Here is a 15,914-nt window from a genome sequence, read left to right as displayed (position 1 = left end):
TGTTGTAGGCCGCTTTCGAAGCTTTGATGTGCGCATCACCTCAACGTCATTCAATAAAATCGGTTATAATCACCACCGAAATCACCCAGTTCAGCCAACTCAGCCAGCACAACGATCGTCAGTTCGAGCAAACGACGCGTGCGCACCGGATCGTCCCAGTGGTCATAATCGTGTTTACCGCCATGGAAAAGATTGTTCCGCACGGTCTTAGCGCAAAGCACAACCTTGTGGAGATCACTAGCTTTTTTATGAAGATCCAAATCTTCGAAATAAAGCTCTGCGTCACCAACAACTTGGCGCTTCGGATTTTCCGCGATAAGAGCCAGCGCTGACGTCGATGCGATGTAAGCGGTATAATGCGCATTCACGAACGTGCCCCAGTCGGGCTCGGCAGCTGCACCGATACGTTTGCTTTTTAGGTAGCGTCTTTCCTTCAACGCAAACTCAAACCGGGAGAACCAATAGAAAAAATCAAAAGCGAGACCACGCATATCCTGATCCACTTCAATCTGACGCATTTCTCGGCTCCAAGTGAATGGTCTTTGCGGAACACATATTTGAGGTAGGCTAATGAGTGCAGTCAAGTAATCGATGATGATATCCTGACGCTCAACAGACGATATTAGCCAAAATTTGCAGAGTAGCAGCTGGAAATGTTTCTACAACGAAACCCAAAGCAGCATTGGCTTCTGGTCGTCTCGGGCGGTGGTGGCAAGGGACTGGATTTGTAACAGCAGGCGTGCGGCGTCTTCTTCCGTCATGCCGCGCGCCATTGCCTCTTCCTGCTGAGACCAGGTTCTGGCGATGGGGCCGAGGTCATCTGCTTTAAGGTTGGCAAGGTGGTCGCGCAGGTCGTTGGGCAGCACGTAAAGCCATGGTCCGTTTGCCTCGTCCTTAAAGGAATGCGGATCAAGCTCTTCAATGGCGATGGCCAGCGCCGATTGGCCGAGCGCTTCAGCAAGGTCTGACAGCACCAGCGCGTCTAGCCCTGTGGTTTGCAAGCCCGGCCAGTTTTTCGCGCCGGGCCAGTTGGCAATAATTGCCGGTGCATCTTGTGTTGGGGCAATCAGGATATCTGTCAGAACAGCCATTGAACCTCCCAAGCGATACCTTGCGTGTATTCATAAAGCTTGACCAGCCGGATGCCTAGCGGATACCAGCAGCTTTAAATGCAAGAAAACGGATGATCGGGTGACTGATCTGCCGCGACAATGGAGAGCTGACATGATGAAGATCATGGTATTGCTGCACAGTGCTGTTGGCACGGGTTGGCAGGCACCCCCAAAAGGTTCGAGCCTCAAGACGCTTTATGAGGCGCAAGAGCAGGGTTATGTGGAAATTCGCGGGGAATTTCAGAAACGACAATTCCGCCTGACCGAAATGGGTGCGGAAACTGTTGAGCGTGACCGGCGACGCCTGAAGGCGCGCGAGAGCTGACCCCCACAGCCTTTTCGCGTGTGATCATCTGCGACGGGTTTGTTGTCTGCGACGTGTTTTTTTGTCGCCGACACCCCGTCATGCAGCAAGTGACGGCCTGGAAATATTGAGGTGGGTGGTCGGCATTGGCCTGTACTACTCCATCAACTGGCACCACGACCAAAACCAGAAGAAGAAAAACGACGCCCGCGCCGCCCAGCTGGTGGCGGCTGAACACCCGCTTGATGCGCCGGATGCAACGGCCGGTGTTCGCTGACATGCCCGCCACCGTTTAGGCTGGCGTGAGCACGCAAAAGAAAACCCCTGTGACGGCCAATTTACGGCGGTCATCAGGGGTTTAAAAAACTGCCAGCAAATCTACTGACAATAAAGGCTGATCAAGCCGAAGGCTCTATCAAGCAGACTGGCGCAGTGCAGCCGTGCTTTCAGCGCGCGCATGCGTCGCGTTCAGCTGCTTGGCCACGATATCGTGGTTCAGCCACTGCACCGGACCGGTTGGTGCGGTGGACGAGCGGAAAATCAACTGTCCGGTTGCTTCCACCACCAGCGTGCTGAGATGGTCGCTGATCAGCGCCTTGCCATCGCGGTGCATCTGCGAAATTTCATGCGAGGTGCTGATGGTCAGATCCGCCTGTGCCTGGCTGTTTGGCATTGGCCATGCAGAGAAATTGTAGAACGGCGTCATCACGTCGCTGGCCTGCATGGTGTGGATCTTGTCCATCACGTCATCCAGCGTAACATTGTCCACCAACAGCGCCTGGCAGGTGTTCCACTGTTCGTCTGCCCATTCTGCGCCGCCTTCTTTTTTCAAGGCAGACAGCAGCGGGATCAACGGCAGTTCGATACCGGTGAACACGTCAGAGGAATTGGTGCGGATTTCCGGGCAGTTATAGACAGTGGCCTTGATGCCGTTGTCCCATGCCTTTTCCGCAATGCCTTCCAGCCGCATCTTGGCATAACCCTGCGTATAGTTGGTGTAGGTCTGCCAGCGGTACTGACCATCAATCAGGATTTCAGCGCCGTGGTAACCATAGGCCGTGTAACGAACCTGGTTGCCTGCAGCTTCAACGCGCTGGCGAATGGCAGCGCTGAATTCGATCAGGTGGCCAAATGTATCGGCCGACACGGCATCGAAGTTCTTCAGGATCAGCTTGCCGAGATCGCTCTCAAGCAGCGCCTGCGATGACATGTGACGGGCACCGGTGCCCTTGTAGATACGGTTTGCCAGAACCAGGAACACCTTGGCCTTAGGAATGCCACCGGCCATGGTGTGAGCAAAGAACACGTTCTGCCCCTGCCCGATCATGCCATCCAGCTCGGCCATGACCTTTTCCAGCGCATCGGTGAAGCGCTTGGTACCAACCTCATGACACTGCTTGACATAATCCCAGTCCAGCTTGTCCTGTTCCCAGCTGCCAATGGTCATGCCGGACAGAAGGTCTGTCGGGGTCTTGCCACCTTCGGGCGCATCGAGATCAAAACCTGCCATCAGCGGGATGTTGATAATCTTGCCGCCCAGTCTTTCTTCGGCAGCGGCCAGTTCTTCGGCATCCAGCGGGCGCAGCGAATTGTCTTCGTTGCGGCGTCCAACGGTGATGCCAACGATTTTCATGCCGGCCTTGCGGGCTTCATCAATCAATCCCGTGGCGTAACCACGTCCAAAAAGTTCTCCGAAAAGAACGAAGACGTCGCCGCTTTTAAAGAGCTTGTTGTGAGGAAGCTGGCTGGGAGAGGACGAATTTTTCATTTTTTCTAACATTCTTGATTCGAGTCTTGGCGTCAGATTGCATTTCTTGGTGACGTGATGCCCAAATTCGCGCGAATTGGAAACTCATATTGGGTTACAAAACATTTCAATGCGTGAGTGAGATGCCTCTGCGACGCAATTTTCCCCAGAAAACCGGCATTCCTGCCACCTTATATGCCCACAACAATTAACGTTGCGTGCTGGTTTGGTCAGGCGGAATGCATCACCCGGCCCCTTGCCTCAATCCTCATTCACCCAAAATGTCTGATGAAGGCGGGTCATGTGCCGCCAGTGCCTGGCAACTGCTCTGCCTCAACTGCCCACTTCCGCAAGGGCGCGGCGCAGCGGTGTATCACACCAAGCAGCCTGTTATCCTTTGCCACCACGTCTTTCTGACTGATGGGACCGTTTTGGGTGGCTGTGATGTGACTGGCCCGTCAGAATGCATGTCTGCGCTCCAGTCCGGATTGCCATCCATGATGAAATAGACGACATCATCAGGTGTTTCCACGAACCGAGGCGCAGCTTCGAGCGACATATCACCGCCGCTTGCAAGGCGCGCTTGCGAGGCTTCGTATCCAGGTAATGCCATGAAACTGGTCATGCCGTTCATGATGAATTTGGTACCGTCGGGCATTTCGATAAGCGTTGGTGAATAGCCCATGCGTATTTCGTACGCACGGCTACTGGCCTCGCGAACCGGGCGCGGCAGCGCAAAGGGACTTTCTTTCACGTCGGCAATCTCGCTGCCAAGACGGAAATTAATGTGGCTGGCCACAGGCGCATCGGCCTGAACACAGATCATGGCCTTGTCAAAGCGCTCGCCGGCATGCGTTGTGACCTGACAGGGTGTGACGCGTCTTTCGCGGCCGTTGCCATACACATCTGGTGGAGTGGGCCCGATGCTGTCCACTATCGCCAAATTTGCAGCCGACAGCGTGATGGCATTCTCATTCCATGCCAGCACAAGTGGCAGCCGCTCGGGTTGGACATGCGTCAGATTGCCTGGACCTGCGTCCAGATACCAGACCTCTTCGCACACGCCACAGCGAAAGAGTTGTCCACGCCGTAATGTCTGCCATTCTCTGAACGTCGCGACGTGGTTCAGCCCATCTGCTGTCCCCCGCTTAATGGCATGGTGCCAGTTGAACGACAGCAACGAATTTGCACCACAAGCCTCGCATGTAGAGGCGGCTCCAAGGCGCGATGTTCTCAATGTTGTAACTGAAGAATCCGACATGCGAAATTTGTACCACCTTCTGTCACTCGCACGACCCGAAAACATGAAGTAAGACAACAGTTTCGGATTCAGAAATTGCGCAACAAACCCCTTGCCTCAACTGCCCACTTCCGCAAGGGCGCGGCGCAGCGGTGTGTCCGAAATCTGGATGACGCCCTGGAATGGAATGTCCATATCCAGCACCAGATGAAATGCGGTGGCGATGAGGCCGGCGCCCACAATAAATGACGTGACCACCACCGCATTGGCGGGTGCCCGGTATCCGAAACTGGCAAAGATAAGGGTGAGCCATGCCGCGACCAGCGCAATCAGCGGGCGTGGAATGGCGCCCTCGGCATTTTCAACGATGCCCCAACGCTGTTCAACCACCCGGCGATATTGCTGGCGGATGTCCAGCAGCAGGGTTTGATGGAATTGATCCTTGGGTTCGATGGAAAGCAGCGCGTCTCCAACCGCGTCAAGCGCACGGCCTGCATTGTCAGGCATGGCCATGTCGGCCCTGGCTGGGTTGTTGATCGCGTGTTGCAGATAGTCGCGGATCCTGTCGCGCGTTTCCTTGCCCGCCAACCCGTAGGTTCTTAGTGATCTGTCGAGAAGAATGACGTTGGTGGAGAAGGCATGCAGGTTATCGTCTATGCTCTCATAGGTGTTTTTGGCCGAGTTTATCATCAGGCCGAACACGAGCGATGACATGACCACGAAGATGTTGGCGATGAGCCGCACCACCGCACTGGTTTCGTCATCGCGATGCCGCTGGTGCATCTTCGGAGACAGCAGCATTGCACCAATGGATGCTGTCGACAGACACCCGAAAATGATCACGGCAATCCAGACATGGTTCATCAACGCCCCCCTCAGACAATGTCGCAACCGGTGCCACGCAATTATGAGCAGATTTTTTACCAACCGCCAATAGGTGTGATTGCATTAGAGGCGATCCGTCAATTAATGTGTGAAATCATTGTTTTCAGAGAATGTTTTCAGGGATTGATCATCACCTTGCCAGCTGTGTCTTCTTATCTTTTTGCCCCCGCGGCCATGCTTCTTGGCATCTATCTGCTGGTGCGGTGCATCATCATGCTCGGCCGGATTATCTTTCCCCGCTTCCGGGTTCGGTTTGCGGCACGTGCGGAACCATTCCAGCTGACCATACCGAAGCAAGGGCGTTACGTGATCAATGTCTTGATACCGCCTTTGACCTTTTTTGCCGGCACGTCGCATTTCTCGGCCCGGTTCACCATTTCAACATCGCCTGAGGGAAAGCTGCTGCCTTACCGGTCCTATCGACGGGGACTTTTTCAGGTCAAACGCACCGACATGAGCGGCAAACAGGCCATGCCGCTCGGTTCCTTCGAATGCGCAGCACCCGGTGACATCAGCATTTCCTGCGATAATCCCGACACGATCCGCAGCAATTACCAGTTGGAAGTCTCGCGCCACATTCCGCCGCTCAGGCTCGTCTTTCTTGTCGTGGCAACGATTGTTTCATCGACCATGGCAATTGGCGGTTTTGTGATGACCATCCTGTGGATGGGCGGCAAGATCTGAGCGGTGCTGGCGCGTAGTTAAACGCCCTGCCCCGACCTCTCCACGAAAATTGCCAGATACTTTTGCGCGCACCAGATGTAGGCTGGCGATCGTCTGACATCAGGGAGGCGATGATGCCCCGATTTCTTGCACTCTACACCATGAAGCACGAAGACTTTGCGGCGTTCCGAAACCTGCCGCAGGCCGAGCAGGATGCCATCAATGCTGAAGGCCTTAAACAATGGGGACCGTGGGAGGATAAAATCTCCGCCGCCATTGTCGATCACGGCGGCATGGTCGGAAAAACCACCCGCATCGACCGTGATGGTATTGCCCCGGCCAGCAACACGATCTGCGGTTATCTGGTTGTGGAGGCTGACACCGCCGAGGCTGCGGCGCAACTGTTCCATGACAATCCGCATCTCACCGTCTTTCCCGGTGATGCGGTCGAGATCATGCCACTGGTCACGTGATCGCCATTTCAATCCATTGATTTAAAATCATTGTTGAGCTTTTCCACCACCTCAACCCGTGCCGGGTTGCGCAGGATTTTTGCATATTTGTATTTGAAGGCACCGCCGGAGAGATCGACGATCTGCTGCGCTGTCCAGCGCGGTTCCAGCATGGTGCTGGTGTCTTCGCCGGTATGCTTCCAGAACGGTGTCTGGATGCCTAAGGGAGCCACCACCAGCACCTTGCCAATGCCGGGATCGCGCACCAGCGAGGCGCCAAGCATGGCCAAACCGGCCTTGGTTGCGGCGTAAGCCGGTTCCTGTGGCCGGGGCGTATAACCGGAACTTGAGGTAATCAACATCAGTTTCAGCGGCGTTGGTGCCAGAGGTTTTAGCCGTGCGGCCAGCATCATCGGCGCGACAAGGCCGACATTGGTCATGGTCAGCAGCGCGTCATCATCCAGCGTGTCGATGGCGCCGCGCTGCAGAAAACCGGCAGCGTAAACAAGCGTGTTGATACCAGTAAAAGACGCAACCAGACGGTCGATGCCCTCAGTCAGATCAGGCGCTGATGCGGTGATCGGCAGCGGAAAAAAGTGCGCATCCGGCAGGTCAGGTTCGGTGCGGCCGGTGACGCAGACATTATGCCCTTCGCTGACATAATGCCGGGCCAGTTCCAGCCCGACACCTGAACTGCCGCCGACAATAAGGATATTTTTTTTCATCACGTCCCCCCGGTCATTGCTCTGTTGGCAATCACAAAACCGGGGGCACTATAACCGGACAAGACAAGGCTGCAACGGCCTTAAAACAGGTGCGGCGGTTGCGATGCCTCAGACGGATTTGTCGAAGGCATCCGCCTCATCTTGCGTGGCAAAGGTGAAGGTGATCAGTTCACTGTCATCGGCCTGGCGGATGCCAATGGCGGTTACAATCAATCGCGCAATCTCATCCTGCGCTTGCGTGCCGGAGCGGGTCATCGTCACCACTTTTTCGATGGCGGGCGCGAAGACCTCGCTGATAACACCAAGGCGCATATTGTGCTTCATGATGATGTCGCGGTCTTCGATGATCGCAGCCTGTTCTTCCTTGGGCAGGCCGGCATTGTCCATGGCTGAAATGGTGGCATTGGTCGCAAGTTTGATCGGACCTTCGGCAAGCCAGCGCTCAACCATCTGATGGAACTGGCGCATGCGCGCAGCGGGAATTGTTTTTTCAACCGTGAAAGACATCAACATTCCTTTGTCCGTTTTCATGCATGCCGGTGGGCGCTCTCTACAGGGGGCGTGATATTGCATGCATCAAGAACCTGCGCGAGTAGTGCGTCTGGGCCCGAAAAACAAGCTTTCAATGCATGTTTGCCTGATGTCTTCAACGGCCGCTTTCTGCGCGCCTTATCGTGTGATCGATAATGATCTGTGCCGCCTCGCGCGACGGGATGGAGGATGTATCGAGATCAATGCGGTTGGGGTGGTCGATATCCAGCAGGCGATATTCCATGCGCTTTTTGTTGGCGGCTGCGACATCGGTCATTTTAAACCGCTCGGCGCGGTCTGGTGAGGGAACACGGGTTGCGTGAACCTCATCAGAGGCCGCCAGTATCACCGGCACAAACACACTGCCGCGTTTTTGCGACAACGCCAGCGCCCGGTCGAAATATGCCCTGTCACGCGGGTTTCCCTCAATCAGACAATTGGTCAGCACAAAGCTGGCATCGGGTGCGGTAAATTCCTCGATCGCCAGAAAAGCCTGTTCGCGGATGACGCCGATCAGGTTCCAGATACGCTCCGGTATGGTCTTGGCGCCCTCCACGCCAACCAGCGAAAACACCACATTGTTGGCGAGATGATTGTCAAACAGCTTTGCGCCGGTTGCGGCGGTGATTTCCTTGCCGATGGTATATTTGCCGACCCCGTAGTGGCCAATCAGATAGATAATTGCGTTGTTCACGGGCGCTCCCATTGATGAAACGACAGTTGAATTCCGTTACTGCCAATACGTTCCGCGTCGCCTCGAAAATAAGCGGAGAAGAATTGCTTGTCACGCGGTCGTGCGACACACATCTGGCGTTTTGCCATCGTTTCCATGGTGGAATGTCGCGCAAATCAGACTAATAACAGTGCGATCCCTTAAGGGATTTTGCAGCTTGAAATGAAGGTAGATGACGTGAAAATTTGGGGCCGTATCAATTCAACCAATGTCCGCAAGGTGCTTTGGGCCGCCGAGGAAGTTGGCGTAAGCTATGAACAAATCAATGCCGGTGGCGCATATGGCGTGGTCAATGATGCCGCGTATCTGGCGATGAACCCCAATGGTCGTGTGCCGTGCCTGGAAGACGGTGATCTGGTGCTGTGGGAATCCAACGCCATTGTGCGTTATCTCGCCCGGCAATATGGCCGCGAGCCGTTTGCGGCCGCTGATGCCGCCAGCTGGGCTGCCGCTGACAAGTGGATGGATTGGACATCATTCAGCCTTGCCGCGCCGTTTCGCGACCTGTTCTGGAACCTGGTGCGCTACACGCCGGAACAGCGCAACGAGGACGAGCTGAAACGCGCTCAGGAGCAGTGCGCGCAGCTGCTGGCGGTGGCCGACAAGGCACTTGGCGAGACACCTTATCTCTCCGGTGAACACCTTGGCATTGGCGATATTCCCTTGGGCTGTATGGCCTATGCCTGGTTCTCGCTGCCCATCGAGCGGCCGGACCTTAAAAATCTGGCGGCATGGTATGAGCGCCTTTGCGCACGGCCAGCCTACCAGAAGGCCGTGATGACGCCGCTGACCTGACGGTCATCAGAATAAGGTGCGGAGAGCTTGCTCCCCGCACCCTTAAAAAATTCAGCCGATCTTGATGACCAGCTTGCCGAAGTGGCCTGCGTCACGCAGCGCGTCATAGGCGGCTTCCGCCTCGCTGAACGGGAAGACCTGATCAACCTGCGGCTTGATGCCGGTTTTGACCAGCGCTGCCAGCATTGCAACCGAGCCGACATAAATGCCCTGCAAGGTGATGCGTTTTGACAGGATGACGGCCGTATCAATGTGGCCATCAAAGCCGGTCAGCACGCCCATGAGCGAAATGCGACCGTCAAAACGGGTGGCGGCAAGGGTTTTGTTCAGTGTCGCCGGGCCTCCCACGTCCACCGTCAGATCTGCGCCGATACCATCGGTCAGTTTCAAGACCTCGTTCTGCCACTCTGGTGTGGTGTTGTAATTGATGACCGCGTCGGCACCCAGCGCACGGGCACGCGCCAGCTTTTCATCGGAGCTGGAGGTGATGATGACGCGGGCACCGGCCTGTTTGGCCAGTTGCAGCGCAAAGATCGAAACGCCACCGGTGCCAAGCAACAGCACCGTTTCACCCGGCTGGATTGGCCGGCGTTCAAACAGCGCGGCAAATGCGGTAACGCCAGCGCAGGGCAGCGTGGATGCTTCCTCAAACGTCATGGTGTCTGGAATGCGCACAATGCTGTCGGCCGGCACCACGATCTGCTCCGTCAGCACGCCATTCATGCTTTGGCCGCCAAGGCTGGTTGCCTGTTTGGCCGGAGTGATCGGGCCATCCACCCAACCGGGCATGAAACCAATCACCACACGGTCACCGACCTTCCAGCCCTCAACGCCCTCACCCACGGCGGAAATAACGCCGGCGCCATCCGACAGCGGCACATTGTCCTTGGCATTTTTGGCAACGATCAGGTCACGGTAATTGAGCGACGCGGCGCGCAGATCAACGGCGACCTCGCCTCTGAAAGGCTGGCGTTGTGCGCCCGAGGTCAGCTTGAGGCGTGGGGTTTCGTTTCCGGTCAATATGTAGTGTTGCATGTGAGGTATCTCCTTTTCAGGACCTCAACATAGGCATATAGATCCTATCCATGAAGTACGTACAAATTGAGCATGTAGTATCATGAATGATAGTACCCCCCTGAAAAGAACACGTCGCCGGGCCGATCGCACCGGCTGCGCTGTCGAGGCCACGCTGTCCGTTATCGGCGGCATCTGGAAACCGGTCATCCTGTTTCACCTGCTGGAGGGCAAGCTGCGCTTCAACGCGCTATGCCGGCTTGTGTCCGCGGCCACGCCGCGCATGTTGACGTTGCAGTTGCGAGAGCTGGAAGCCGATGGCGTGATCAAGCGCACGGTCTTTCCCGAAGTGCCGCCAAAGGTGGAATATGAGCTGACGCCGCTTGGTGTATCGCTTGCGCCCATTCTCATCACCATGCGGGACTGGGGTAAAAAGCTTCAAAACAGCGAAGGCGATGAGCGGACCAACACGCCTGCATGTGTCTGAAACAGGGCGCAAGAGCGGCATCCGTCACGCTGATGGCCGCTCTTGTCTTGTTCTAACGAGGGGCGATCAGCCCTGCCCGTCGCGGTTTGCCTGATCTAGCTGCAAGGTCAGCGCCAGAATGGTTTCGCAGGTCGGTGTTGGCACACCGGCCAGCTTGCCCAGCGTCACCACCATGCCGGTCAGCGGCATGATTTCCAGCTGTTTTCCGGCCAGACAATCCTGCAACATCGATGTGCGCACCGGGTCATAACCGCCGGGTCGGTCGACCAATTCATCAAGGCTTTTTGCAAACGTCGCGCCAAATGCTTCGCCCACATTTTTGGTTTCGCCCATGACATTGCGTACCTGCGCTGCGGTGTGTGGATTGGCCATGATGGCGTCCATACGCGAGCGGGTCAAAGCGCTGATCGGGTTAAAGGCGGCGTTGTTGGTCAGCTTCAGCCAGATCTCATCGCGAATTCTTGCCGTTGGCAGAATGTTGAGACCGGCCGATGTCAGCAAGGCCGAAATATCATTCAGATCAGCAGACATGTCACCGGATGGTTCACCAAGGAAAAACCGGCCATTGCCGGACAGCCGCGTTGTGCCGGGCTCAATGACTTCCGCACCCTGATAGGCCACGCAACCGATGACCCGCTGCGGGCCAACAAGGCTCCACAACTGCCCGTCCGGGTCCAGTTCCGGCAGTTGCCGTTCTGCAAAGCGGCTGTGCTCATCGCCATGGAAATACCACCATGGAATGCCGTTCAGAATGTTGATGACGCGGGTCTTTTCATGCAGCAGCGCTGCAATGCCCTTGGCGGCATCCGCCAGTTGATGGCCCTTGAGGCCGGTGATGACAAGGTCCTGCGGCGGCAATTCAAAGGGATTATCCGTGGCATCAACCCGTGCCGTGACTGTCTCGACGCCAGCCTTTTCAATCGTCAGGCCTTTGGCTTTTATCGCGGCAAGCTGCGCGCCACGGGCAATGACCGTAACCTTGACCTGATCACCGATTGTGTTGGCAATGGTTGCGGCAAACGCGCCACCCAGCGCGCCTGCACCGTAAACGCAGATGTTTCGAATTGTCATCACGGGCCTCATTTTGGGGAAACATGCGGGGCATAGGTAGCAGCAATCTCACCCCATGTCCGTGTTGTTTTTCATGTCAGACAGAGCGGCGAAAAGCACCGATTGCGGCTTTGCCAAAACCCTGTATTCATGACGCCAACAGCAATGGGGCGAATGACTGCCGCCTCAACTTGCTGATATCCAGGACATACAGGGCAAGACCGGGCTTCAGATGAGCAACCACCAACGCAACTATATTCTGTTTCTGATTGCCGGTTCCGGTCTGGTGGCGGTGGCGCGCGCCATGACGCTGTCGTTTCTCGCCATCAAGCTGCAACAATCCTTTGGGCTTGGCCCGGCCGTCATCGGTGCCATTCTGGGTGCCGGCCCGTTGGTTGGCGCATTGACGGCACCGTTTGCCGGGGCAATGTCCGACAAGGTCGGGCGCAAGACCATCATGACCATTACCCTCATTTCAATGGCGCTGGCGCTGGTGGGCATGGGCACGGCAGAAACGGTGCTGGCCTTTTGTGTGGCGCAGATTGGCGGCGCTGTTGCGGTTGCGGTTTATGAGCCGATTTCCCGCGCCATGATGAGCGATGCCTGCCCCGAGCCGCAACGGCTGAAATATTTCTCCTGGCGGTACACGGCCGCCAATGTCGGCTGGGCGGTTGGCCCGCTGATCGGTATTGCCGCCGGTGCAGCCTCGACATTTCTGTTCGTAATTGCCGGGGCAATGTATGCGCTGTTTGCGCTGGCGCTGCACCTCTACAAGACACCTGTCATGACCGCGTCAAGGACCGATCAGCAGACCGCATCGATCTCGCTGTTCGAGACGGTAAAAACTGCTGCGCGCGATCCGCGGCTGGCATTTTTTATTGGTGGCGGCACGTTGCTGATTGCCGTTTACGGGCAGTTTTCGGCAACGCTAGCGCCCTATCTTGCGGCGAATTTTGAAGGCGGGGTCGAGATCTTTGCCTATATGCTGTCCATCAATGGTGTTGTGGTGCTTGTTGGTAATCCCTTTGCCCGCCGGTTCATTGAACGCACCGGCGCGCTTCGTGCACTCGTCATCGGCTGCATGTTCTTTTGCGCCGGAGAAATCGGATATCTGCTATCGGGTGAATTCTGGGCCTTTGCCATTTCGATCGTCATCTTCACGATTGGCGAAATTCTGGTGGTGCCATCGGAATACATGCTGGTGGACGGCATTTCCAACGACCGCAACAGAGGCAGTTATTTCGGCGCGCATTCCTTTTCCACTGTCGGCAATTTTGTCGGGCCAACACTGGGCGGTGCGCTTCTAGGCATGCTGGGTGGCCCGGCCATGTTCCTGCTGTTTGCCGGCATGGCCGTTGCAAGCGCCATTCTGTTTACAATCGGCACAAAAATGCCGCCGCCGGCTATTCGCTCCAAGGGACTGGCGCCGACATCACCCGCCTTGCTGCAGGACCCGAAGTTCAGAACGTCACTTTCCAGCCGGAGCGTATCCACACGGTTGGGTCATCGCCCTGCGTGGTGACATTGACATTGAGCGAGGCTGTGCCGCCGGCCACATCCATTTCCGCGCCCAAACCACCACGCAGCCAGAACTGGTTGGTGTTCTGGCCAGCGAAATTGAAGCCGGACAGGCCGGTGATGGTGCCGCTGGTGGCAGCAGTTTCATCTTCAAACCGGTAGGCCGCTTCGGCCCGCGCCAGCAAGCGAATGTTGTTGTCCAACCTGTGCACGCCATCCACACCGGCACGAATAACGGTGCTATGGTCTTTCACCGCATCAAAACTGGCCGGGAAACCACCGCCGGTCTCACTGTAGGCATCGAGCTTTGAATGGGCGTAAGTCAGGCTGGCATAGGGCGTCAGGTTCCAGTCGTTGATGGTCGCAGCATTCAACCAGTCCAGGCGCAGTTTGGCAGCCCATGTATCAATGTCGGCTTCGCCCATCGAATAATCCATGACCCCGCCATTGAGATAACCTCTGTTAACCGTCAATTTGCCCGGCGCGTAATAGCCGCCAATGGTGGCGTAGAGATTGCCTGCAACCGGCAGCGTGAGTTCCGGCGCGAGATAAAAACCCTTGTTGATGAAGTTGCCACCGGCATCGATATCCTGATCGGTGTAAAGACCGCCAAAGGCAAAACGTGCCGTGCCGCCGCCTTCCAGACCAAGGCCGTAACCGAAATCAGCCACGCCAAATGCGCCATCACTTGCGGAGCCATTGTCATAACCAATGTCAGAGGTGACCCAGAGGGATTGCTGGCCGGCCTCCAGCAGGTTGCGCATCGGTTCGCCATGCGCGCCATTTAGAATGGTGCCTGCATAGTTGAGGCCGACATTGGCGGAAGGTTTGTTGGCAAGTGAGGCGTAAAACTCGTTGACGTCAATGACGCCGGAGCCGACTGAGGATACGCGGGCGATGAAGGCAGAATTGTTTTGCGTGACCCCAACCACAACATTGCCATCAGCGCTTACCCCCTCAGCAACTAATGTGAAATCAGAGGCAACTGGGACGCCGGCGGCTCGCAACCAGTCTTCAATAGAGATCAGTCCAGTATCTTCAGTCCAACGAAAAGCACGAGTGCCAACGTTGCTTATTGCTGCTTCACCGACGACCACCGATCCGTCCGCGTTAACAGCAAAAGCTCTTGACGCTAGACCCGGATTCAACGGGTTAAGATCGACCATCATGTTTGATGCCTGTGTCCAGCGGTAGGCACGTTCTAGCGCGTCGATGCCAACCGACCATCCCACCACAACAGAACCGTCGGCGTTTACGCCTCTTGCATATGACAGCTGGTCACCAACTAGCGTGCCAAGGCTCGTCATTGTACCCGAAGTCGAATCCCAGCGGAAAGCGCGCTCATTACCGCCTGCGTTACCGTCCTCAGCATCACCAACGATAACAGAGCCGTCGGCGCTTACTGCGTGAGCGACAGACGACGATCCGTTATTCAGCACACCAAGGTCGAACATCGTGTTAGTATCTTCAGTCCAACGAAACGCATGCCGCGTGCCCAAACCAGCGATAACCGAATAGCCGACCACCACTGATCCGTCGGCATTTACGCCATAGGCAACTGAAAAGGTGCCACCGGGCAGAGCGCCAAGACTAACCATCGTATTGGTGGCCTTCGTCCACCGAAAGGCCTGTGTAATATCCCCTGCACTTCCGTTGCCCGCGAATCCAACGACCACTTGGCCGTCGCTACTCACACCAGTGGCAGAGGAAGACGGTCCACCATTCAGTGGCCCCAGGTTTTGTAGCGTACCTGCGTTAAGATCCCAGCGCGTGGCAAAGTAACCTCCGCCCGAGATATTTGAATTTCCAACCACAACTGATCCGTCGGAACTGATCGAGAATGCGCCGGAACCGTTGCCTCCCAGCGTGGGGAGGATGTCGTAACCATTTCCGTCTGCAGCGTACGCGATATCAATTGAGAAAAGAGCAGTGCCTGTGAAGAGAAATGCCGTAACGAGATGCTTCACCATTTCAAAGTTCCCAATGCCAAGGATGGTTACGTCAGTTCAACCTGCAACAATGCTCGAAATTTCCTGCTTTCGCATGTAGAAATTCACTATTCTTCACGCGACCAATCAGTAGAAACGGAGATGTTTACTTCATGTCCGCTGAATTGTTAGCAGCACATAGATATCTGACGAATATTCATTATACAAAATACGCTTTTGAAAATTTCCTGTAAGTATCATTCATGCCACATTGCGTTGTGTTGCGCTCTAAATTTGGAATGACGGAATGTATCTGATCACCGTAATTTTGGGTTCGGCGACTTAACCTTGTTGTTTAACCACTTCGCAAAACTGTAGTTGTTTATCATCCATAACAAATGCTAGTGACGCGCTGTATATTGTGAGAGGTTTTTAGGTGTGATGTTTGAGCAGGTGTAACCCCGGCCTTGTCGATTGGCCGGGGTTTTTATTTGCTGTTTGGCATGCCCCGCCCTGCCCGGTTTTCATGAATCTGCGCGACGGAAGAAGGTCTTTCAGCCCAAGGACTTGGGCTGGCCTGGATTCCTGTGACGGGCACAGGAATTGTCTGTCCGATTTATGCTTTAATGCTTGAGAAGTTGGATGCTCCCCGAGGTGGCCACCCCGAGGAGCATGCGGTCGTGCGCCCGAACGGGAGTTGGTCTCATCGACCGTCCTCATAATGGGCCGC

The 15,914-nt window shown here is 55.8% G+C and carries 18 protein-coding genes; 7 read left to right on the top strand and 11 right to left on the bottom strand.

What is annotated here, in order from left to right; translation table 11 throughout:
- Positions 1-50: 50 nt before the first annotated feature.
- Entirely contained in the window at positions 51-518 is a 468-nt protein-coding gene (locus HGO37_RS22810; RefSeq protein ID WP_250985379.1) for a hypothetical protein, read from the bottom strand.
- Between the two features lie 141 nt (positions 519-659).
- Positions 660-1,091 (bottom strand): hypothetical protein, encoded by a 432-nt coding sequence (locus tag HGO37_RS22805; protein ID WP_250985378.1) that lies wholly within the window; start codon positions 1,089-1,091, stop codon positions 660-662.
- A gap of 145 nt (positions 1,092-1,236) precedes the next feature.
- Here HGO37_RS22805 and HGO37_RS22800 point away from each other — a divergent pair, with 145 nt between their 5' ends.
- Together HGO37_RS22800 and HGO37_RS22795 are read left to right on the top strand one after the other, a co-directional pair.
- The gene (locus HGO37_RS22800) at positions 1,237-1,437 is read left to right on the top strand and encodes a hypothetical protein (protein WP_192491211.1); all 201 of its coding nucleotides are present in this window, start codon (positions 1,237-1,239) and stop codon (positions 1,435-1,437) included.
- Between the two features lie 61 nt (positions 1,438-1,498).
- The gene (locus tag HGO37_RS22795) at positions 1,499-1,693 is read left to right on the top strand and encodes a hypothetical protein (protein WP_250985377.1); all 195 of its coding nucleotides are present in this window, start codon (positions 1,499-1,501) and stop codon (positions 1,691-1,693) included.
- A 138-nt stretch (positions 1,694-1,831) separates the two neighbouring features.
- On the opposite strand, the gene HGO37_RS22790 is transcribed toward HGO37_RS22795, so the two are convergent.
- From HGO37_RS22790 to HGO37_RS22780, 3 genes are all read right to left on the bottom strand, one after another.
- The gene (locus HGO37_RS22790) at positions 1,832-3,184 is read right to left on the bottom strand and encodes an enoyl ACP reductase FabMG family protein (protein ID WP_250985376.1); all 1,353 of its coding nucleotides are present in this window, start codon (positions 3,182-3,184) and stop codon (positions 1,832-1,834) included.
- A gap of 352 nt (positions 3,185-3,536) precedes the next feature.
- Positions 3,537-4,424, bottom strand: coding sequence for a hypothetical protein (locus HGO37_RS22785; RefSeq protein WP_250985375.1), 888 nt, complete (start codon positions 4,422-4,424; stop codon positions 3,537-3,539).
- A 96-nt stretch (positions 4,425-4,520) separates the two neighbouring features.
- On the bottom strand, positions 4,521-5,267 hold the full coding sequence (locus HGO37_RS22780; protein ID WP_250985374.1) for a bestrophin-like domain: 747 nt from the start codon (positions 5,265-5,267) through the stop codon (positions 4,521-4,523).
- A 105-nt stretch (positions 5,268-5,372) separates the two neighbouring features.
- Between HGO37_RS22780 and HGO37_RS22775 the strand changes: the two genes are divergently transcribed.
- Positions 5,373-5,972 carry a hypothetical protein gene (locus tag HGO37_RS22775; RefSeq protein ID WP_250985373.1) on the top strand — a complete coding sequence of 200 codons (600 nt, stop codon included), beginning with the start codon at positions 5,373-5,375 and terminating at the stop codon, positions 5,970-5,972.
- A gap of 113 nt (positions 5,973-6,085) precedes the next feature.
- Positions 6,086-6,424, top strand: coding sequence for a hypothetical protein (locus tag HGO37_RS22770; protein WP_250985372.1), 339 nt, complete (start codon positions 6,086-6,088; stop codon positions 6,422-6,424).
- A gap of 8 nt (positions 6,425-6,432) precedes the next feature.
- Here the strand turns inward: HGO37_RS22770 and HGO37_RS22765 are convergent, their stop codons facing one another.
- From HGO37_RS22765 to HGO37_RS22755, 3 genes are all read right to left on the bottom strand, one after another.
- Positions 6,433-7,128, bottom strand: coding sequence for an SDR family NAD(P)-dependent oxidoreductase (locus HGO37_RS22765; protein WP_250985371.1), 696 nt, complete (start codon positions 7,126-7,128; stop codon positions 6,433-6,435).
- A 108-nt stretch (positions 7,129-7,236) separates the two neighbouring features.
- Complete coding sequence (locus HGO37_RS22760; RefSeq protein WP_192491175.1) at positions 7,237-7,635, bottom strand: hypothetical protein; 399 nt, start codon at positions 7,633-7,635, stop codon at positions 7,237-7,239.
- Between the two features lie 139 nt (positions 7,636-7,774).
- On the bottom strand, positions 7,775-8,353 hold the full coding sequence (locus HGO37_RS22755) for a hypothetical protein (RefSeq protein ID WP_250985370.1): 579 nt from the start codon (positions 8,351-8,353) through the stop codon (positions 7,775-7,777).
- Between the two features lie 201 nt (positions 8,354-8,554).
- On the opposite strand from HGO37_RS22755, the gene HGO37_RS22750 reads away from it, so the two are divergent.
- Positions 8,555-9,187: a glutathione S-transferase family protein gene (locus tag HGO37_RS22750; protein WP_250985369.1), complete on the top strand. Its 633-nt coding sequence runs from the start codon at positions 8,555-8,557 to the stop codon at positions 9,185-9,187.
- A 51-nt stretch (positions 9,188-9,238) separates the two neighbouring features.
- On the opposite strand, the gene HGO37_RS22745 is transcribed toward HGO37_RS22750, so the two are convergent.
- Positions 9,239-10,222 carry a zinc-dependent alcohol dehydrogenase family protein gene (locus HGO37_RS22745; protein WP_250985368.1) on the bottom strand — a complete coding sequence of 328 codons (984 nt, stop codon included), beginning with the start codon at positions 10,220-10,222 and terminating at the stop codon, positions 9,239-9,241.
- Between the two features lie 82 nt (positions 10,223-10,304).
- On the opposite strand from HGO37_RS22745, the gene HGO37_RS22740 reads away from it, so the two are divergent.
- Positions 10,305-10,688 (top strand): winged helix-turn-helix transcriptional regulator, encoded by a 384-nt coding sequence (locus tag HGO37_RS22740; RefSeq protein WP_250985367.1) that lies wholly within the window; start codon positions 10,305-10,307, stop codon positions 10,686-10,688.
- A gap of 66 nt (positions 10,689-10,754) precedes the next feature.
- Here the strand turns inward: HGO37_RS22740 and HGO37_RS22735 are convergent, their stop codons facing one another.
- Complete coding sequence (locus tag HGO37_RS22735; RefSeq protein ID WP_250985366.1) at positions 10,755-11,759, bottom strand: ketopantoate reductase family protein; 1,005 nt, start codon at positions 11,757-11,759, stop codon at positions 10,755-10,757.
- 211 nt (positions 11,760-11,970) lie between these two features.
- Between HGO37_RS22735 and HGO37_RS22730 the strand changes: the two genes are divergently transcribed.
- A complete protein-coding gene (locus HGO37_RS22730; RefSeq protein ID WP_250985365.1) occupies positions 11,971-13,260 on the top strand; it encodes an MFS transporter in 1,290 nt (429 codons plus the stop codon).
- Here the strand turns inward: HGO37_RS22730 and HGO37_RS22725 are convergent.
- Positions 13,199-15,226: an autotransporter domain-containing protein gene (locus tag HGO37_RS22725; RefSeq protein ID WP_250985364.1), complete on the bottom strand. Its 2,028-nt coding sequence runs from the start codon at positions 15,224-15,226 to the stop codon at positions 13,199-13,201. The genes HGO37_RS22730 and HGO37_RS22725 overlap by 62 nt on opposite strands.
- Between the last annotated feature and the right edge of the window lie 688 nt (positions 15,227-15,914).

Source organism: Rhizobium sp. CG4 (genome assembly GCF_023701965.1).
Lineage (GTDB): Bacteria > Pseudomonadota > Alphaproteobacteria > Rhizobiales > Rhizobiaceae > Agrobacterium.
Note: the sequence above shows the minus strand (reverse complement) of the source record. Positions and strands in the feature narration are given on the sequence as shown.